We start from the raw sequence: 19,262 nt of genomic DNA on the forward strand, positions 1-19,262 counted from the left end.
CCGGTTCAGCGGCGGCTCAGCAGCCGGACCTGGCAGCCGCGGCCGTCCGCAGGCTGTCCAGCACCAGCGTGGTCGCCGGGACGGCGCGGTGCTCGCGCAGCACGAAGGCGCTGACCTTGCGGCGCAGGTGCGGTTCGACGGCGCGGCCGGTCACCTTGCGGTGGCACATGAAGCTGAGCACCAGGGCGGGCATCAGGGCGACCCCGACCCCGGCGGCCACCAGGCTCTGCACGGCGAGGTTGTCGTCGGTGCTGAACACCACGTCGGGCTCGAACCCCTGCTCCGCGCAGACGTGCAGGAGGTTGGCCCGGCAGCGCGGGCAGCCGGCGATCCAGCGCTCCTCGGCCAGGTCGGCCAGCCGGACGGCGTGCCGGCGGCCCAGCGGGTGGCCGACCGGCAGCAGCACCGTCAGCAGGTCCTCCATCAGCGGGATCTCCTCGACCCCCTCCGGCGGCCCGGCCGCCGGCCCCGGGTAGCTGAAGGCCAGCGCGATGTCGCACTCCCCGCGCAGCAGGCGCCGGACCGAGTCGGGCGGCTCCGCCTCGTGCAGTTCCACCCGGACGCCCGGGTGTTCGGCGAGCAGCCGGGCGATGGCGGACGGGATCAGGGTGGCGGTGGCGCTGGGGAAGGCACAGACCCGGACCCGGCCGGCCCGCAGCCGGGCGAGGGCGGTGAGCTGCTGCTGCGCGGCCGAGAGGCTGCCGAGGATGATGTCGGCGTGCCGGGCCAGGGCCTCCCCGGCCTCGGTGAGCCGCAGCCCCCGGCCGGACCTGGTGAACAGCGGTACGCCGACGGCGCGTTCCAGCGCCTTCATCTGCTGGGTGACGGCCGGCTGGGTGTAGCCGAGCTCGCGGGCCGCCGCCGAGTGGGAGCCGGCCCGCACCACCTCGTGGAAGGTCTTGATGTGACGGGTGTCGAACACCCCCGAAGCATAAGCAAATATTGTGGCTCGGCGGGCAGGTCTCGCTTTTCCCTTTGGTTTCCCGTGAACCAGCAATCCCGGGTGACCCTCGGTCGCCCGCGGCACCCGCGGCCCGGTCAGCCGCCCTGCCGCGGGAAGGCGTCGCCCGGTGACACCAGACCGGTCTCGTAGGCCAGCACCACCGCCTGGGCCCGGTCGCGCAGCGAGAGCTTGGCGAAGATCCGGGCCACATGGGTCTTCACCGTCGCCTCGCTGAGGGTCAGGACGGACGCCAGCTCGGCGTTGGAGAGGCCGCCGCCCATCAGGGTCAGCACCTCGTGCTCACGGGGCGTCAGCGCGGCGAGGTCCCGATGGACCGCCGGGCCACCGCTGCCCGGCCGGGGGCCGCCCCCGGCCGTACGGTCCGGGCCGCCGGCCGCGAAGCGCTCCACCAGCCGGCGGGTGATCGAGGGGGCGAGCAGCGCGTCACCGGTGCCGACCAGCCGGACGGCCGCGGTCAGGTGGTCGGAGGTGACGTCCTTGAGCAGGAACCCGCTGGCCCCGGCGGCCAGGGCGGCGTAGACGTAGTGGTCCAGGTCGAAGGTGGTCAGCATGATCACCCGGCAGTCCGGGTCCTGGGCCAGCACCCGGCGGGCGGCCTCCAGGCCGTCCATGCCGGGCATCCGGATGTCCATCAGCACCACGTCGGGCCGCAGGGTCCGGGCGGCGGCCACCGCCTCGGCGCCGTCGGCGGCCTCGCCGACCACGTCGATGCCGCGTGCGGTCAGGATCAGCCGGAACCCGGTACGGACCAGCTCCTGGTCGTCCGCGATCAGCACCCGGGGCACCGGCTCTGCGGCCGGCCCGGCCGCCCCGCCCGTCACGCCCACCCCGCCCGTCACGGCAGTCACGGCCGGTCCAGCGGGATCCGGGCGCGGACCCGGTAGCCGCCGCCGAGGCGCCTGCGGGCGTCCAGGTCGCCGCCGTAGACGGCCACCCGCTCGCGCAGCCCGAGCAGCCCGCGCCCGGCGCCGTCGCGCGCCTCCGGGGCGGTGCGCACGCCCTGGCCGCCGCCGGCCAGCACGCTCGGCCCGCTGTTCAGCACCTCCACCCGCAGGTAGCGGTCGGAGTACCGGACCGTCAGTTCGGCCCGCCCCCCGTCGCTGTACTTCAGGGCGTTGGTCAGCGCCTCCTGGACGATCCGGTAGGCGGTCAGGTCGATCCCGGCGGGCAGCGGGCGCGGCTCCCCCAAGATCCGCACCTCGACCGGCAGGCCGGCGAAGGCGATCCGGTCGACCAGCGGGCCGAGCCGGCCGAGCCCCGGCTGGGGTTCCAGGCGGCTGACGCCCGCGTTCGCGCCGCCCTCGTCGTCCTCGCCGTCCTGCGAGGGGGCGAGCAGTCCGAGCAGGTGCCGCAGTTCGGTCATCGCGCCCCGGCCGGCCGCCTCGACCGCCCGCATCGCGGTGGCGGCCTCGTCCGGCATGGTGGCCAGCACCTCACGGGCCGCGCCAGCCTGGACCACCATCAGGCTGACGTTGTGACTGACGATGTCGTGCAGCTCCCGGGCGATCCGGGCCCGCTCGGCGTCCACCGCGGCCACCGCCGCGCTCTCCCGCTCCCGCTCCAGCAGCCAGCCGCGATCGGCCAGCGCCGTCCGGTGAGCGCGCCGCTCCCGCACCAGCGCGGCACCGAACCAGCCGGCCGCGGCGCACGCCACGGCCAGCGCCAGCACCAGCGGTCCCACCCCGGATCTCCACACAAGATCACTCTGTCAGCCCGCGCCCCGCTCCGCATCGTTCTGCGGGGCCGGCCCCGTACATCCGCAGGATGACGGGCCCGGCCGGATACACCGGGGGGCTGATGCCGGGCCCCGGCGGCACTCCTAGGTTCATGCCATGACTACAGACCACGACAGTGCGCAGCCGGTCGTCGTACGGCTGGACGGCGTCCGCAAGGAGTACGGGGAGGCGACGGCCCTGGACGGGGTGTCGCTGGAGATCCGGGCCGGCGAGGCGGTCGCGGTGATGGGCCCGTCCGGCTGCGGCAAGTCGACGCTGCTCAACATGGTGGCCGGGCTGGACCGTCCGACGGCCGGCACGGTCCGGGTCGCCGGGGAGGACCTCGGCAGCCTCAACGAGACCGGGCTGGCGCTGTTCCGGCGCCGGCAGGTCGGCATGATCTTCCAGTTCTTCAACCTCATCGACGACCTGCCGGCCCTGGACAACGTCGCGCTCTCCGCCCAGCTGACCGGGACCCCGGCCCGTCAGGCCCGCCGCCGGGCGCTCGAACTCCTCGACGAGCTGGGCATCGCGGACCGCCGGGACGCCTACCCGGCGACCCTGAGCGGCGGCGAGCGCCAACGGGTGGCCGTGGCGCGCGCCCTGATGAACCGCCCAGCCCTGCTGCTCGCGGACGAGCCGACCGGCGCGCTGGACAGCCGGGCCGGCGAGCAGGTGATGGACCTGCTGATCGATCTCAACCAGATCGGCCAGACGCTGCTGATCGTCACCCACGACCCCCGGCTGGCCACCCGGTGCGCCGGCCGGCTGATCGAGTTCGCCGACGGACGGGTGGCCCGCGAGAGCGCCCTGGAGCGTACCTCGTGAGCGCGGTGTGGCGGGCCGCGCGGGCGGCCGTGCGCCGGCGGCGGCTGCAGAGCGTGGTGATCGGCCTGGTGGTGCTCTGCTCCACCACGACCGTGCTGCTCGCGCTGGGTCTGCTGGACGCCGTCTCGGCGCCGTTCGACCAGGCCTTCGGCCGGCAGCACGGCGCCCATGTGGTGGCCACCTACGACCCGGCCGGGGTGTCGGCCGCCGGGCTGGCCGAGGCCGCCCGGCGGCCGGGCGTGCAGGCCGCCGAGGGCCCGTTCGGCCAGGGCTCGGTCAAGGTGGTCAAGGGCTGGCCCGGGTTCCCGGCCGGGACGCTCAAGGTGGTCGGCCGGGCGGACCCGGCGGGCGCCGCGGTGGACCGGCCCGCGCTGCTGGCCGGGCGCTGGGCCGCCGCTCCCGGTGAGCTGGTGCTCGACCAGGACTACACCGGCCTGGTGCTGCGGGAGCTGCTGGGGACGCGGATCGACGCGCCCGGCAGCCCGCCGCTGACCGTCGTCGGCCTCGCCACCAGCATGAGCCGCTCCGCGGACGCCTGGGTGGTGCCGGAGCAGATCGGCGCGCTGCACCCGGACGCCGTCCAGATGCTCTACCGCTTCGCCGCCGCCGGCACCGCGCCGGAGGTCGCCGCCGCCGTGGACGGCGTCACGGCCGGGCTGCCGGCCGGTGCGCTGGTGTCGGCGCAGTCCCATCTGACCCTCAAGGAGGACTACGCCGGGACGGCCCGGGACTACCTGCCGTTCATGACCCTCTTCGGGGCCCTCGGCCTGGCGGTCTCCGTCCTGATCGTCGGCAACGTGGTCGGCGGGGCGGTGGTCTCCGGGTTCCGCCACATCGGCGTGCTCAAGGCCCTGGGCTTCACCCCGAACCAGGTGGTGGGCGTCTACCTGGTGATGGTCTCGCTGCCGGCCGTGGCGGGCGCCGCCCTGGGCACGCTGGCCGGCGGCCTGCTGGCGGAGCCCGTCCTGGACGCCGCCTTCCAGGGGGTGCGGCGGGGCACCGCCGTCGTCGGGATCGCGCCCTGGGTGTCCGTGGCCTGCCTGCTCGGCATGCCGGCGCTGGCCCTGCTGGCGGCCCTGGTCCCGGCGCTGCGCGCGCACCGCCTCTCCGCGGCCCAGGCGATCAGCGCGGGCAGCGCCCCGCGGGCCGGCCGGGGGCTGGCGGTGCAGCGCCGGCTGGGCGGCAGCCGACTGCCGCGTCCGGTCAGCCTGGGGCTGGGCCATCCGTTCGCCCGCCCGGCCCGCACCGCGCTCACCCTGGCGGCCGTCCTGCTCGGTGTCACCACCGTCACCCTGACCACCGGCCTGACCAGCACCATGGTGGCCTACAGCGGGACGCAGGCCGCCGCCGGCGGCCCCGAGGTGGTGGTCTGGGTCGGGCGGCCCGCCTTCGGGGAGACGGCCCCCCGGCTGGGCGACCGGGAGCTGGAGTCGCTGGTGCGCTCCCGGCCGGGCGTGACCCGGGTGACCGCGCACGCCGTCGTCGACGTCCGGCTCGCCGGGTTCACCCAGCCCGACACGGTCTTCTTCCAGCGCGGCGACGACGATCCGGGGATGGCCGCCCAGGTGGTGTCCGGGCGCTGGCTCGCCGGGCCGGGCGAGGTGGTCGCCGCGCCGCAGTTCCTGAAGCAGCACGGCCTCGCGGTCGGCGACCGGACCTCCATGGAACTGGAAGGCCGGCGGACGCCGGTGACCGTGGTCGGCGAGCTGATCAGCGGCGGCGGCGACCGGATGTGGTCGGCCTGGCCGACGCTGGCCGCGCTCGCGCCGGAGGCCGTCCCGGTCAACTACCAGGTGCAGCTGGCCCCCGGCACCGACGTCCAGGCGTTCGCCGACGCCGTCCGGGCCGCCGAGCCCGGCCTGTACCCGCTGCCGGCGGACACCGGCAACACCGCGACCACCACGGTGGTCACCTTCGCCTCGGTGTTCACCGTGCTGCTGACCGTCGTGGCCGCGCTCGGCGTCTTCCACACGGTGCTGCTGAACACCCGGGAGCGCCGCCGGGACCTGGGCATGCTGAAGGCGGTCGGGATGACGCCGCGCCAGGTGACGGTGATGACCGTGACCTCGGTGGCGGTGCCGGGCACGGTCGCCGGACTGGCCGGCGTCCCGCTCGGGATCGCCGGGCACCGCCTGATCGTGGACCACGTCGGGTCGGTGGCGTTCCCGGAGTCCATGAAGGCCGTCTGGCACCCGGCGGGCCTGGTCCTGCTCGTCCTGGCGGGGGTGGCGATCGCGGCCCTCGGCGCGCTGCCGCCGGCCCGGTCGGCGGCGCGGCTCACCATCGCCGAGGTGCTGCACAACGAGTAGCGCAGGCGGCCCGCGCCACTCCGGGGCGGGCCTACTGCTGCGCCTCCGGCGGCACCCCCGGGGGCAGGCCGGGCACCACGCCCGCCTCGGCGACCGGGGCGCCGCCCCTGGTCCGGGGGCTGTGCCGGCTGCGGCGCTCCACCCAGCGGGCCAGCCAGGAGAGCGCCAGGCAGAGGCCGATGTAGACCGGCGCGATCACCATCACCACCGGGATGAACGGCAGGTCGTAGTCCAGGTTGGTGGCGATCAGCTTCCCCGCGTGCAGGAACTCCTCGTAGGTGATCAGGAACCCGAGCGAGGTGTCCTTGAGGGCCACCACCAGCTGGCTGATGATGGCCGGCAGCATCGCCCGGTTGGCCTGCGGGACGAGGACGGCGGCCATCACCTGGGTCTTGCGCATGCCGAGCGCGTACGCCGCCTCCCGCTGTCCGGCGGGCACCGCCAGCACCCCGGCGCGGAACACCTCGGCCAGCACCGAGCCGTTGTAGAGGGTGAGGCCGGCGACCAGCGCCCAGAGCGGCTGGACCTTCAGCGCGACGAAGATGAAGAAGATCATCACCAGCAGCGGCATCGCCCGGAAGAACTCCACCACCAGGGTGGACACCCAGCGCACCGCCCGGTGGTCGGAGAGCCGGCCGGCCGCGAACAGCGCACCGAACGGCAGCGCGAACAGCACCGTCCAGCCGAAGGCCTCCAGGGTGCGGCCGAGGCCCCGCAGCAACAGTTCCTGGACGCCCCGGTACTCGAAGGCCATCCACTTCTGGTAGGTGAACTGCTGGGTGTGGAAGAGCATGTAGAGCACCCAGCCGAGCAGCGCGGCGATCGCCAGCAGCGCGAGCACCCCGTACAGCCGGTGCCGGGCCACCGCCTTGGGGCCGGGTACGTCGTACAGCGCGGAGGCGGGCGCGGCCCGCCGCGCGGAGGGGCGGACGGGCGGCCGCACGGAGGGGGGAGCGGTCACCGGGACACCGCCGTTCGTCGTTCGAGGAGGTTGAACACGGCGCTGATCGCCAACGTGATGACCAGGTAGCCGACGGCGATCCAGACGAACGTCCAGACGATGCCGTAGCCCAGCTCGTTGATGGTCCGGTAGGTGCCGAGCAGCTCGACCACGCTGAACGACCCGGCGATCGCGGAGTTCTTGGCGAGCGCGATCAGCACGCTGCCGATCGGCGCCACCACCGACCGGTAGGCCTGCGGGAGCACCACCAGGCCCAGCGTCTGACCGAAGGTCATGCCGAGGCTGCGGGCCGCCTCGCCCTGACCGGGCGGCACGGTGTTGATGCCCGAGCGGAGCACCTCGCAGATGAACGCCGAGGTGTAGCAGCCGAGCGCCAGCACCGAGAAGGTGAAGAACGGCAGCACGATGTCGAAGCGCGGCAGGCCGAGCACCACGATGAAGAACAGCAGGGTCAGCGGGGTGTTGCGCAGGATCGTCACCCAGCCGGTGCCGAAGGCCCGCAGGGCCCGGACCGGCGAGACCCGGAAGCTCGCGATCAGCACGCCGAGCAGCAGCGCCAGCGCGGCGCTGACCACGGTCAGCTCCAGCGTGCCGACGAAGCCGTGCCAGTAGATCGACCAGTTGTCGGTCAGGACTTTCACGTCGCGCGCTCCTCAGTACCGGTCGATCGGCGGCGGGGCCGGGGCCGGCACCCCGGACAGGCCGAGCGTCGCGTCGTAGGCCTTCCGCCAGTCGCCGTTCTGCTCGTGCACGGCCAGCGCGTCGTCCAGGGCGAGCCGCAGCACGGTGTCGTCGTGCGGGGTGCCGATCCCGTACGGCTCCTTGGAGAAGGGCTCCCCGGCGATCTTCAGTTCGTCCGGCACCTTGGCGGCGTAGCCCTGGAGGATGGCGTTGTCCGTGGTGACGGCGGCGACCTGCCCGGTCACCAGGTTGTCCACGCAGGCCGAGTAGGTGTCGTAGGCGACCAGGTCCGCCTGCGGGTAGTCCTTCTCGATCCGCTGGTACGGGGTGGAGCCGGCCGCCGAGCAGACCTTCTTGCCGGCGAGGTCCTGCGGCCCGTGGATGCTGTCGTCGCTCCGGCGCACCAGCAGCGACTGGCCCGCGACGAAGTAGGGCCCGGCGAACCCGACCAGCTTCTTGCGGTTGGCGTTGATCGTGTAGGTGCCCACGTAGTAGTCGACCTGGCCGTTCTGCAGGGCGGTCTCGCGGTTGGCCGAGGCGATGGTCCGGAACTGGATGCGGTCCGGGCCGAACCCGAGGTGGGCGCCGACCATCTTGGCGATCTCGATGTCGAAGCCCGAGTACACGCCGGTGGCCGGGTCCTTCTGGCCCAGGTAGGGCTGGTCCTCCTTGGCGCCGACCACCAGGTGGCCGCGGCCGCGGGCGGCGTCCAGGGTGGGCGAGCCGTTGATCACCTCCCCGGTCCGGACCTGGTACGAGGGCAGCGCGCCCGGCTGCGGGCCCTTGGGCGGCGGGGTGCCCGGCTTGCCGCAGGCGGCGAGCAGCACCAGAACGGCGAGGGCGGCGAGGGTGCGGCGGACGGTCGTCATGACGCCCCTCAGTGCTTGAGGATCTTGGAGAGGAAGTCCCGGGCCCGCGCGCTCTCGGGAGCGCCGAAGAAGTCCTCCGGGCTGCGGTCCTCGACGATCCGGCCGTCCGCCATGAACACCACCCGGTTGGCGGAGGCCCGCGCGAACCCCATCTCGTGGGTGACCACCACCATGGTCATGCCCTCCTGGGCCAGCCCGCGCATCACGTCCAGCACCTCGTTGATCATCTCGGGGTCGAGCGCCGAGGTGGGCTCGTCGAAGAGCAGCGCCTTGGGGTCCATCGCCAGCGCCCGGGCGATCGCGACGCGCTGCTGCTGGCCGCCGGAGAGCTGCGCCGGGTACTTGTCCTCCTGCGAGGCCAGCCCGACCCGGTCCAGCAGCGCCCGCGACCTGGCGTCCGCCTCGGCCCGCCCCCGGCCGCGGACCTTGACCTGGGCCAGCGAGACGTTCTGCAGCACGGTCCGGTGCGCGAACAGGTTGAAGGACTGGAAGACCATCCCGACCTCGGCCCGCAGCTTCGCCAGGCCCTTGCCCTCGGTGGGCAGCGGCTCGCCGTCGATCCGGATGGTGCCGCTCCCGATCGGCTCCAGCCGGTTGATCGTCCGGCAGAGGGTGGACTTGCCCGAGCCGGACGGGCCGATCACCACCACCACCTCGCCCCGGCCCACCGTCAGGTCGATGTCCTGCAGCACGTGCAGGTCGCCGAAGTGCTTGTTGACCCCGCTCAGCTCGATCAGCGGGGGGAAGACAGCGGTGCTCACCTGGGTGATCCCTCCTCAGGGGTCGAGGAGGTCCGTCACTTGGCCTGCCGGCCCCGGAGCAGCCAGCCGAGCGCGGCCCCGGCCAGCAGGGTGGCCAGCAGCGCCACCCAGAGCGGCGCGGTGACCGTGAACACCCAGAACTGGATCTTCACCTTGTCGAGGTTGGCGAAGAGGAACCACACCGCCAGGACGACGATCGCGCCGATCGCCAGATAGCGGGTGGGGATACCGGCGATCTCGCGCTTCCCGGAGCCTGCCGACGACGAACCGTCCGAAATCTTGGTCACCCCGGCAGTCTGGGTGCCGGGCCACCGGTTCGTCCGTCCGCCCGGCCGGTACTGACCCGGCCGGGCCCGCCGCCCCACCCGAACGGCCCAACCGCCGGACGGCGGCGGACGGCGGCGCCGTCCCGTCCGGCGGTCGGGCCCGGACGGGGACGGCCCGGACGGGGACGGCCCAGGGGGCGCGGCCCGGGGGGCGCGGCCCGGGGGGCACGGCCCGGCGCAGCCGGCCCGGTGGCGCTGCTACCGCTCGTCCCGCCAGGAGCGCCACAGCGCCGCGTACGGGCCGCCGGCCGCGACCAGCTCGGGATGGCTGCCGTACTCGCTGATCCGGCCGCCCTCGACCACCGCGATCACGTCCGCGTCGTGGGCGGTGTGCAGGCGGTGGGCGATGGCGATCACCGTCCGGCCCTCCAGCACCCGGGAGAGCGAGCGCTCCAGGTGCCGGGCGGCCCGGGGGTCGAGCAGCGAGGTCGCCTCGTCCAGCACCAGGGTGTGCGGATCGGCCAGGACCAGCCGGGCCAGTGCCAGCTGCTGGGCCTGCGGCGGGGTCAGCGCCGCACCGCCGGACCCGACCTCGGTGTCCAGGCCCTCCTCCAGGGCGTCCACCCACTCGCCGGCGTCCACCGCGTCCAAGGCGGACCGCAACTCGGTGTCGTCAGCCTCGGGCGCGGCCAGCCGCAGGTTGTCCCGCAGGGTGCCGACGAACACGTGGTGCTCCTGGTTGACCAGTGCCACCCGGGCCCGGACCCGCTCGGCGGGCATCCGCGCGAGCGAGGCGCCGCCGAGGGTGACGCTCCCCCGGCCCGGTGCGTAGATCCCGGCCAGCAGCCGGCCCAGGGTGGACTTCCCCGCCCCGGACGGGCCGACCAGCGCCACCCGGCTGCCCGGCGCGACGTCCAGGCTGATGCCGTGCAGCACGTCGGCGCCCTCGCGGTAGCCGAACCGCACCTCGGTGGCCTCCACCCGGCGCCCGTCCGGGTGGACCGAGTCGTCCGTCTCCGGGTCCTCCACCTCCCGCACCCCGACCAGCCGGGCCAGCGAGGCCTGGCCGATCTGGAGCTCGTCGTACCAGCGCAGGATCAGGTCGACCGGGCCGGTGAGCGCCTGCGCGTAGAGCACGCCGGTGGTCAGCTGGCCCACGCCGATCCAGCCCCGGAGGGTGAAGAGGCCGCCGAGCACCAGGGTGCCCAGCACCGCGAGCGTGTAGACGGCGTCGATGGTCGGGAACCAGACCGAGCGGAGCCAGAGCGTGTAGCGCTCCCAGGCCAGCCACTCGGCGAGCTTGCGGTCGGTGAGGCGGATCCGGTCCCCGCCCAGGCGCAGCGTCTCGACCGTCCGGCCCGCGTCGACCGTCTCGGCGAGCACCGTGTTGACGGCCGCGTACCCGGCCGACTCGGACCGGTAGGACTGCGGGGCCCGCCGGAAGTACCAGCGGGAGCTGGCCAGCAGCAGCGGCAGCCCGGTCACCGCGGTGAGCGCGAGCAGCGGCGAGGTGATCACCAGGGCGCCGAGCACCAGCACCAGCGAGACCACGGCGACGGCCAGCTCGGGCACCGCCTCGCGGACCGACTTGGAGAGCCGGTCGATGTCGGTGGTGCCCCGGGAGACGAGGTCGCCGGTGCCGGCCCGCTCCAGGACGCCGGGCGGCAGGGCCACCGAGCGGACCAGGAAGTCCTCCCGGAGGTCGGCGAGCACCTCCTCCCCCAGCACGCCGCCGCGCAGCCGGGACCACCAGGTGAAGGCGGACTGGACCAGCAGCGCCAGCAGGTACCAGCCGACGGCCGCCGCGATGGCGCCCTCGGCGCTGCCGGTCGCGAGCGACTCGACCAGCCGGCCGAGCACCCAGGGCCCGACCAGCCCGGCCACCGTGGCGACGCCGTGCAGCGCGACGACCGCGCCGAAGTTGCCGCGGTGGCGCCGGGCGAGCAGCCGGACGTAACTGCGGACGGCCGCCGGGGAGCCGACCGGCAGCATGGTCGCCGGCCCGCTCTCCGACTGGGCGGGGGGCTTCATTCGGTACTCCTCGGGCGAGGGCGGGCGGCCGCGCCGCCGTCCCGGCCGGACCCCGGCCGGGGGGCGGGGGCACGGACGGTCCGGACGCGGGCGGGCTCGGTGCGGGCGGGCTCGGTGCGGGCGGGCTCGGTGCGGGTGCTCTCGGTACAGCTGCTCTCGGTACAGGTGCTCTCGGTACAGGTGCTCGCAGTACGGACGGTCCTCGTGGGGACGCGGCCGGCCGCAGCGGCGCTCACACCGCCTCCTTCACGCCGGCGGGCACCGCCGCCACCGGCGCCGGGTCCTCCTCGCGGGTGACCACCGCCCGGTAGAGCGGTTCGCGGTGCAGCAGCTCGCGGTGGGTCCCGGAGGCGGTGACCCGGCCCTGGTGGACGAGCAGCACCCGGTCGGCCTGGTCCAGCAGCAGCGGGCTGGTGGCCAGCACGACCGTCGTCCGCCCGGCGCGGCTGCGCCGCAGCCCGGCCGCGATCCGCGACTCGGTGTGGGCGTCGACGGCGCTGGTCGGCTCGTCCAGGACGAGCACCGGCGGATCGGCGAACAGCGAGCGGGCCAGCGCCAGGCGCTGGCGCTGGCCGCCGGAGAGCGAGCGGCCGCGCTCGGTGATCACCGCCCGCATCGGGTCTCCCCCGCAGTCGGGCGAGCCGTCGACCAGCGCGTCCAGCACGTCCTCCGCGCGGGCGGCGGCCAGCGCCTCGGCCGCCTCGATCCGGCCCGAGGCGGGCACGTCCAGCAGCTCGGCCAGGGTGCCGGACAGCAGCACCGGCTCCTTGTCGTGGACCAGGACGGCGGCACGGGCCTCGGCCAGCGGCACGGCGTCCAGCGCGGTGCCGCCGAGCCGTACCGCCTGCTGCTCGGGCGCCGGCGCCTCGCCCTCGGCCGGCGGGACGTGGCCGCCGAGGCGCTCGGCGAGCTCCCCGGCGAAGTCCGGGTCGCCGCAGACCACGGCGGTCAGCTCGCCCGCGCGGGCGGTCAGCCCGGTGAGCGGGTCGTGCAGGTCGGCGCGCTCCGGGCGGGCCAGCGAGGCGTCCGGGCAGCCGCTCGTCCGGTTCAGCGCGAGCACCCGGGTGGCCCGGCCGGCGGAGACCCGGGCGACGCTCCAGGCGTGCGCGGCCTCGCCGAGGATGCGCAGCGGCGCGGCCAGGAAGGCGGTCGCGCCGTACACCGAGACCAGGGTGCCGATGCCGATCCGCCCGGTGGCCGCCAGGTGCGCGCCGTACCAGGTGACGCCGACCACGAAGAGCCCGGGCAGCAGCACCTGCTGGGCCTGCATCAGCGAGGAGAGCCGGGTGGCCCGCACCGCGGCCGCCCGGACCTTCTGCGAGGCGGCGCGGTACCGGGCCAGGAAGAGCTCCTCGCCGCCGATGCCGCGCAGCACGCGCAGCCCGGCGACGGTGTCCGCGGCCAGCTCGGTGGCCTTGCCGCCGAGCGCGCGCTGCTCGGCGTACCGCTTCTCGAAGGGCCCGAGCAGCGGCCAGACCGAACCGGCCAGCACCGGCACGCCGAGCAGGACCACCAGGCCGAGCAGCGGCTGGACGGTGAGCACGACGGCGCTGACGGCGAGCCAGACCAGGACGGCGGCGCGGACCCGGGCGACCAGTTCGACGTACCAGCCGATCTTCTCCACGTCGCCGCTGCCCACCGCGACGATCTCGCCGGTGGCGATCCGGCGGGAGAGGCCGGCGCCGAGCCGGGAGGCCTGCCGGGCGACCAGCTGGCGGACCTGGGTGGCGGCGGTGATCCAGTTCCAGACGGCCTGGCGGTGCAGCAGCACGGTGCCGCCGGCGGCGACGGCCGACAGCGCCAGGGCGAAGGCACCGGCCCGCCAGATCCCGGCGGCGTCGCCGTCGACGGCGGCCTGGACGCCTTGGCCGAGCGGCAGCGGCAGGGCCGCCCGGCAGCCCATCTCCAGCAGCGCCCAGCAGGTGGAGAGCACCTGGCCGCGCCGTTGGCTGCGCTGGAGCCAGCGCAGGAAGGCGAGCGGCGAGGAGAGATCGGGACTGCCGGGATCGGGCAGCGGCAGGGGTTTGAGCGGCATGACGCTCCGTTGCGGGGTGTACGGGCACGGGACGGGTGACGGACGGCCCGGATCACGGGACGCCGCCGTGGTGCCGGGGGTGCCGGGAGTACAGCGGCACGGCGGCAGGTGGGCAGGGAGGTGCGGAGCTGCGGGTCGGTACGGGCGTCCGTCGTCGGCCGGAGGGTCGGGGCGGCGCCGTCAGGGGTACGCCGGCGGGCGGCACGTGCGGGCGGGGGCCGGAGGCGTCACGGCGGGCTGGGTTCACGACGTCATGGGAGTCGAGCCTGCCCGGAGCGATGTGACGTACGCAACAGGTTTTCCGGCCGTCCGAGGCCCGCCGACTTTCCCGGCCGGGCCGGGAACATCGACGGCACCGGCCTGGTTGGCAAGATCCGGAACCATTGGACGACCAGGAGGGCACCCCTTCCCGTGAGCACCATCCCCACCGTCTCGCTCAACAACGGGGCGCACATCCCGCAGCTCGGCTTCGGCGTCTGGCAGGTCCCGGACGCCGAGGCGACGGCCGCGGTCCGCACGGCGATCGAGGCGGGCTACCGCTCCGTCGACACCGCCGCGATCTACGAGAACGAGGCCGGCACCGGCCAGGCGCTCGCGGAGGCCCTCGCCGGCGGCGTCCGCCGCGAGGACCTCTACATCACCACCAAGCTGTGGAACTCGGGCACCGCCGACTGGACGGGCGAGCAGGGCCGCGACGCGGTGCTCAGGGCCTTCGACAGCTCGCTCGACAAGCTGGGCCTGGACTACCTCGACCTGTACCTGATCCACTGGCCGCGGCCGATGCACGGCAGCTACCTGAACGTCTGGAAGGCCTTCGAGCAGCTGCTCGCGGACGGCCGGGTGAAGTCGGTGGGCGTCTCGAACTTCGGCCCCGAGCAGTTGACCCGCCTGCTGGAGGAGTCCTCCGTGGTGCCGGTCCTCAACCAGGTCGAGCTGCACCCGCACTTCCCGCAGCGCCAGCTGCGCGCCTTCCACGCCCAGCACGGCATCGCCACCGAGGCGTGGAGCCCGCTGGGCCAGGGCAAGGGCCTGCTGACCGAGCCCGCACTCGTGAAGATCGCCGAGAAGCACGGCCGGACCGTCGCCCAGGTGGTGCTGCGCTGGCACCTGCAGAGCGGCGTGATCGCGATCCCGAAGTCGGTCACCCCTTCGCGGATCAAGGAGAACCTGGACGTCACCGGCTTCGAGCTGGACGCCGAGGACTTCGCGGCGATCGCGGCGGTCGAGACCGGCGTGCGCCTCGGCCCCGACCCGCAGGACTTCGACTGGAACTGACCGGCCGCCCCGGGCCGGGGAGCGCCCGGCCCGGGTCCGTCGCGCCACGGAGCGCCGGACCGGGACGAGCGGGGCCGGGACGAGCCGGACCGGGGTAATCGCGGCCGGGAGGCACCGGGCCAGGACGAGCAGCCGGCACGGACACCCGGCCGGGGCCGGCCCGACAAGGAGCGGCCAGGCAGGAAGCGGCCCGGACGTCCACGATCGGATTCTGACGGTACGCCGATACCGAAGGCCGTCACCCCATGATCGGGGTGACGGCCCGCAGAATTCAGGCGAATCGTTTTGGCTGGTCTACAGACGGGCCGCCTTGGCGAGCAGCGCGAGGGCGTCCTCGTGCTCGTGCTCCTCCAGCGGCGACAGCAGCAGCCGCTGCACCTCGCGCACCCCGGCCGCCGAGCGGTGCAGCAGATCCTGGCCCGCCGAGGACAGCGAGAGCAGGTTGCGGCGACCGTCCGAGGGGTCCCGGCGGCGGAGCACCAGGCCACGGCGGACCAGCCGGCTGACCATCTCGGCCATCGTCGCCTTGTCCAGCGAGGCGAGCTCGCCGACCGTGCGCTGGTCGGCGCCCGGTTCCAGCTCCAGCGCGTCCAGCACCGCGTACTGCGGCGCCGTCAGCTCCGAACCGACGTGCTCCGACCAGAGCTTGGTGTGCACCTGCTGCCCGACGCGGATCAGGTAGCCGATGGCACGCTGGGCGTCGAGCATCGGGCGGGCGTCGGTCAGGACGGCCACCGCGGCCGGCTCCAGCCTGGCTATCCTCGCCATCACCCGGACGATTTCCAGCTGCTCCTCAGGGCTGAGCGGCTCGAACAGCGTGCGCTGCACACGAACCACGCCGCCGGTGGCCTCCCGGACCGCCTGCGCGCCGTTCTGAGAGAGCGCCAGCAGCTTGCGCCGGCCGTCCGCCGGGTCACGGCGCCGCAGCACCAGGCCGCGCCGCACCAGACGAGCGACCATTTCGGCCATCGTGGCCTTGTCGAGCGAGGCCCGCTCCCCCACCGTGCGCTGGTCGGCGCCCGGTTCGAGGGCGAGAACCAGCAGTACCGCGAACTGCGGAGCCGTGAGGTCGGCCCCGACGTGCTCCGACCACAAACGGGTGTGGACCTGCTGTGCAACGCGGATGAGGTGTCCGGGCGACTGCTGCAGTCGCGCGGACACGCGGGTCGTCGGGATCTCCCCCAGCACCATGTATCCGTCCCGATGTCACACCCGGTGTGTGTGGGACACCCGGGTGGGGCAGTAACGGCGTGTGGGCGTCCCGCTATGAGGGAGGGCGCGCCAGCCGTGCAGCCGGTGGCTGCTGGCGCACACTATACAAACGCCAAGGCCCTGCTGGCAGACGGGGGCCGATAGTAGACGCAACTTCCGGGAACTTGGCATATTTACAAGCCCGGCCGGGGTGTCGTTCACCCGCTCGCAGCAGAAAGCCGACCGACCGGTCCTTACCCTCGGTCACCTGCGGCTCTGTCCTCTGGTTCACCAGACTACTCGTCGGTAAGGTGTCGGCGAAGCGCTCTCAACGCCACCCTCCGGCCGGCCTCCACGATTTTTTCGCGCAGCCCGGCCCGTAACCCCACGAGAGAGACGAGACCGAGCATGACCGAGCAGAGCACCGCCCCCCGGGTCGCGGTCGTCACCGGCGCAGCCCGCGGAATCGGCGCCGCCACCGCCCTGCGGCTGGCCGCCGACGGCTACGCCGTCGCCGTGGTCGACCTTGAGGAGGCCGCGGGCAAGGACACCGTGGACAAGATCGTCGCAGCCGGCGGCCGGGCCCTGGCCGTCGGGGCGGACGTCTCCGACGCCGAGCAGGTCCAGGCCGCCGTCGACCGGATCGCGGCCGAGCTCGGCGCCCCGGTCGTCCTGGTCAACAACGCCGGCGTGCTGCGCGACAACCTGCTGTTCAAGATGTCCGAGTCCGACTGGGACACCGTGATGAACGTGCACCTCAAGGGCGCTTTCCTGATGAGCCGCGCGGTGCAGAAGCACATGGTCGACGCCGGCTTCGGCCGCATCGTCAACCTGTCGTCCTCCTCCGCCCAGGGCAACCGCGGCCAGGCCAACTACTCCGCCGCCAAGGCCGGCCTGCAGGGCTTCACCAAGACCCTGGCGATCGAGCTGGGCAAGTTCGGCATCACCGCCAACGCCGTCGCGCCGGGCTTCATCGCCACCGAGATGACGGCGGCCACCGCCGCCCGGGTCGGCATGGAGTTCGAGGCCTTCAAGGCGGCGGCCGCCACCCAGATCCCGGTCAACCGGGTCGGCGTCCCCGAGGACATCGCCAACACCATCTCGTTCCTGGCCGGCGAGGGCGCGGGCTTCGTGTCCGGCCAGGTCATCTACGTCGCCGGCGGACCGCTCGACTGATCCGCCCCGACGGGAGGCGCCCCCGGCCGGCCGGGGGCGCCTCCCGTCTCCCGCACGCGGGTCCACGGCCGGCCGGGCTCTCCTCTATATAGGCATGAGCATGCTCCCGATGTGGTGATGCCACAGCGCCCCCGGGCCGGCTCGCGGCCGGCTCAGCCGGGACGCCCCCGCAGGACGGGCAGCAGTGCGGCGAGCCCCTCCAACTGCTCCGCCTGGGACGCGGCGTCCAGCGCGCCGATCCGGCACACCAGGTGCCGCGCGCCCTGCTCCGCGTACCGGCCCAGCTCCCGCGCGATGTGCTCGACCGGTCCGGCGATCAGGCACTGGATCGTCTCGGCCACCTCCAGCGGCACCCCGTAGGTGGTCCGGGTGTAGGTGTCCAGCGCCTCCCGGCCGGCCGCCGGGTCGGGGGCGATCAGCACGGTGGCGTAGAGGGCGGGGGCGACCGCGCCCCGCTGCCGCCCCGCCCCGGCGGCCGCGCGCCGGACGTCGGCCAGGCCCGGCCCGTAGGCTCGGTGGTCCGGCGGGTAGGGCAGCCAGCCGTCGTACAGCCGGCCGGTCCTGGCCAGCGCCGCGGGGGTGGCGCCGCCCAGCCAGACCGGCGGGCCGCCCGCCCGGTACGGGGCGAGCCCGCCGGGCAGGTCGTCGAAGTGCAGCACCTTGCCGTGGAACGCGGACGGGCCGGCCGGGTCCCACAACTGGCGCCAGAGCGCCACGGTTTCGTCCAGCCGGGCGAACCGGCGCTCCCACGGCACCCCCGAGGCGGCGTACTCCCGCTCGGAGCGGTTGGGGAACCCGGCTCCCACCGTCACCACCAGCCGCCCGCCCGACAGCAGGTCCACCGAGGCGAGCGCCTGCGCGGTCTGGACCGGCCGGCGGAACGCGGGCAGCAGGGCGGCCGTGCCGAGGGTGACCCGCTCGGTGCGGGCGGCCAGCGCCCCGAGCAGGGTGACCGGCTCGATCATCGGCTTGAGCAGGGTGTCCCCGACCCAGAGCGAGTCGAAGCCCAACTCCTCGGCCCGCGACCCGAGTCCGAGCAGGCCGCGCGGCCCGCCGGCCCCGTCCCACTGCGCCGCACCGGTCGGCAGCACCACTCCCACGCGCATCTCGTCCGTCATGGGAGCCAGCCTGCGCCGGCCCGGCGGGCCGGGCAATTCCCGGCAGGGAATGGCGATCCCCGCAACCCCGGCAGTAGAACTGGGGTGTGGACTTCCCTCAGGCGCTGCGGGAGCGGCGCACCCGACGCCGCCTCAGCCAGCTCGAACTCGCGGACCGGGCCGGCACCACCCAACGGCACCTCAGCTTCATCGAGACCGGCCGCTCGACGCCGGGGCGCGACCTGGTGGTCCGGCTGGCCGAGTCGCTGGAGCTGCCGCTGCGCGAGCGCAACGACCTGCTGCTGTCCGCCGGGTTCGCCCCCGCCTATCCGGGCGGCGCCCTGGACGGCCCCGAACTCGCCCCGGTGCTGGACGCGTTGGGGAACATTCTGACGGGCCATCTGCCCTGGCCGGCCGTGGTGGTCGACCGGTACGGCGAACTGGTGGCCGCCAACGCGGCGTTCGGGCTGCTCACCGAGGGCGTGCCGGCCGAATTGCTGGGCCCGGCGGCCAACGTCTACCGGGTGGCCCTGCACCCGCAGGGCCTGGCGCCGAGGATCGGGAACTTCGCCGAGTGGGCCCAGCACGTCCTGACCGGCCTGCGCCGCGAGGCGGAACGCCACCCGGACGAGCGGCTGGACGCCCTGCACGCCGAGCTCCGCTCGTACCTGCCGGACCGGGCGCCCGCCGCGGCCCCGCTGGGCTTCGCGGTCCCGCTGGAGCTGCACTCGCGGCACGGCCTGCTGCGGCTGATCACCACCGTCACCACCTTCGCCACGGCCACCGACGTGACCCTGGCCGAGCTGAAACTGGAGGCCTTCCTGCCGGCCGACCGGGCCACCTCGACGATCCTGTCGGGGCTCGGCGGCGCGCGGCGGCAGGGCCGGCGGGCGGGCGGAGCGGACCCGGAGAGCGAGGGGAATTCATTCTCGAACATCGCTCATGAATTCGATTCCACATGACCCGCAGGGGTGATCCGCAAAAACCTTCACCCGCACCGCGGAGGCCGCCCCAAAGCCTGGAAGACCTGCCGGGAAGCCTACTTAGCACATACCGTGACCTGCGGTCTTTTCCTCGGGAAAAATGACTCATGAATTCTTGGC

Annotated in this window: 17 protein-coding genes; 5 read left to right on the plus strand and 12 right to left on the minus strand. The window is 74.4% G+C overall.

Annotated elements, in window-relative coordinates:
- Positions 1–16 precede the first annotated feature (16 nt).
- From IE329_RS25155 to IE329_RS25165, 3 genes are all read right to left on the minus strand, one after another.
- Positions 17–922, minus strand: coding sequence for a LysR family transcriptional regulator (locus tag IE329_RS25155; RefSeq protein ID WP_190213244.1), 906 nt, complete (start codon positions 920–922; stop codon positions 17–19).
- A 116-nt stretch (positions 923–1,038) separates the two neighbouring features.
- Positions 1,039–1,803, minus strand: a complete 765-nt coding sequence (locus tag IE329_RS25160; protein WP_229927742.1) for a response regulator — start codon at positions 1,801–1,803, stop codon at positions 1,039–1,041.
- 5 nt (positions 1,804–1,808) lie between these two features.
- Complete coding sequence (locus IE329_RS25165; RefSeq protein WP_190213245.1) at positions 1,809–2,645, minus strand: sensor histidine kinase; 837 nt, start codon at positions 2,643–2,645, stop codon at positions 1,809–1,811.
- A 151-nt stretch (positions 2,646–2,796) separates the two neighbouring features.
- Between IE329_RS25165 and IE329_RS25170 the strand changes: the two genes are divergently transcribed.
- The gene (locus tag IE329_RS25170; RefSeq protein WP_190213246.1) at positions 2,797–3,507 is read left to right on the plus strand and encodes an ABC transporter ATP-binding protein; all 711 of its coding nucleotides are present in this window, start codon (positions 2,797–2,799) and stop codon (positions 3,505–3,507) included.
- Positions 3,504–5,816 carry an ABC transporter permease gene (locus tag IE329_RS25175; protein WP_190213247.1) on the plus strand — a complete coding sequence of 771 codons (2,313 nt, stop codon included), beginning with the start codon at positions 3,504–3,506 and terminating at the stop codon, positions 5,814–5,816. The genes IE329_RS25170 and IE329_RS25175 overlap by 4 nt, the downstream gene beginning before the upstream one ends.
- Positions 5,817–5,847: 31 nt before the next feature.
- On the opposite strand, the gene IE329_RS25180 is transcribed toward IE329_RS25175, so the two are convergent.
- From IE329_RS25180 to IE329_RS25210, 7 genes are all read right to left on the minus strand, one after another.
- Entirely contained in the window at positions 5,848–6,759 is a 912-nt protein-coding gene (locus tag IE329_RS25180) for an amino acid ABC transporter permease (RefSeq protein WP_190213278.1), read from the minus strand.
- Positions 6,760–6,773: 14 nt separating this feature from the next.
- On the minus strand, positions 6,774–7,418 hold the full coding sequence (locus IE329_RS25185) for an amino acid ABC transporter permease (protein ID WP_190213248.1): 645 nt from the start codon (positions 7,416–7,418) through the stop codon (positions 6,774–6,776).
- Positions 7,419–7,430: 12 nt separating this feature from the next.
- On the minus strand, positions 7,431–8,327 hold the full coding sequence (locus IE329_RS25190; protein ID WP_190213249.1) for a glutamate ABC transporter substrate-binding protein: 897 nt from the start codon (positions 8,325–8,327) through the stop codon (positions 7,431–7,433).
- An 8-nt stretch (positions 8,328–8,335) separates the two neighbouring features.
- Positions 8,336–9,088 (minus strand): amino acid ABC transporter ATP-binding protein, encoded by a 753-nt coding sequence (locus IE329_RS25195; RefSeq protein ID WP_308438400.1) that lies wholly within the window; start codon positions 9,086–9,088, stop codon positions 8,336–8,338.
- 35 nt (positions 9,089–9,123) lie between these two features.
- Complete coding sequence (locus IE329_RS25200) at positions 9,124–9,375, minus strand: lipopolysaccharide assembly protein LapA domain-containing protein (protein ID WP_190213250.1); 252 nt, start codon at positions 9,373–9,375, stop codon at positions 9,124–9,126.
- 237 nt (positions 9,376–9,612) lie between these two features.
- Complete coding sequence (locus IE329_RS25205) at positions 9,613–11,385, minus strand: ABC transporter ATP-binding protein (RefSeq protein WP_190213251.1); 1,773 nt, start codon at positions 11,383–11,385, stop codon at positions 9,613–9,615.
- A 232-nt stretch (positions 11,386–11,617) separates the two neighbouring features.
- Entirely contained in the window at positions 11,618–13,420 is a 1,803-nt protein-coding gene (locus IE329_RS25210; protein ID WP_190213252.1) for an ABC transporter transmembrane domain-containing protein, read from the minus strand.
- A 411-nt stretch (positions 13,421–13,831) separates the two neighbouring features.
- Here IE329_RS25210 and IE329_RS25215 point away from each other — a divergent pair, with 411 nt between their 5' ends.
- Positions 13,832–14,695: an aldo/keto reductase gene (locus IE329_RS25215; RefSeq protein ID WP_190213253.1), complete on the plus strand. Its 864-nt coding sequence runs from the start codon at positions 13,832–13,834 to the stop codon at positions 14,693–14,695.
- 294 nt (positions 14,696–14,989) lie between these two features.
- On the opposite strand, the gene IE329_RS40850 is transcribed toward IE329_RS25215, so the two are convergent.
- Positions 14,990–15,886 (minus strand): MarR family winged helix-turn-helix transcriptional regulator, encoded by an 897-nt coding sequence (locus tag IE329_RS40850; RefSeq protein WP_229913068.1) that lies wholly within the window; start codon positions 15,884–15,886, stop codon positions 14,990–14,992.
- Between the two features lie 408 nt (positions 15,887–16,294).
- Between IE329_RS40850 and fabG the strand changes: the two genes are divergently transcribed.
- Positions 16,295–17,062, plus strand: a complete 768-nt coding sequence (gene fabG, locus IE329_RS25230) for a 3-oxoacyl-ACP reductase FabG (RefSeq protein ID WP_190213254.1) — start codon at positions 16,295–16,297, stop codon at positions 17,060–17,062.
- Between the two features lie 152 nt (positions 17,063–17,214).
- Here the strand turns inward: fabG and IE329_RS25235 are convergent, their stop codons facing one another.
- The gene (locus tag IE329_RS25235; protein WP_229927736.1) at positions 17,215–18,180 is read right to left on the minus strand and encodes an LLM class flavin-dependent oxidoreductase; all 966 of its coding nucleotides are present in this window, start codon (positions 18,178–18,180) and stop codon (positions 17,215–17,217) included.
- A gap of 86 nt (positions 18,181–18,266) precedes the next feature.
- Between IE329_RS25235 and IE329_RS25240 the strand changes: the two genes are divergently transcribed.
- The gene (locus IE329_RS25240) at positions 18,267–19,121 is read left to right on the plus strand and encodes a helix-turn-helix transcriptional regulator (RefSeq protein WP_190213255.1); all 855 of its coding nucleotides are present in this window, start codon (positions 18,267–18,269) and stop codon (positions 19,119–19,121) included.
- Positions 19,122–19,262: the final 141 nt, after the last annotated feature.

Origin of the sequence: Kitasatospora indigofera (assembly GCF_014655955.1) — a bacterium.
GTDB lineage: Bacteria > Actinomycetota > Actinomycetes > Streptomycetales > Streptomycetaceae > Kitasatospora > Kitasatospora indigofera.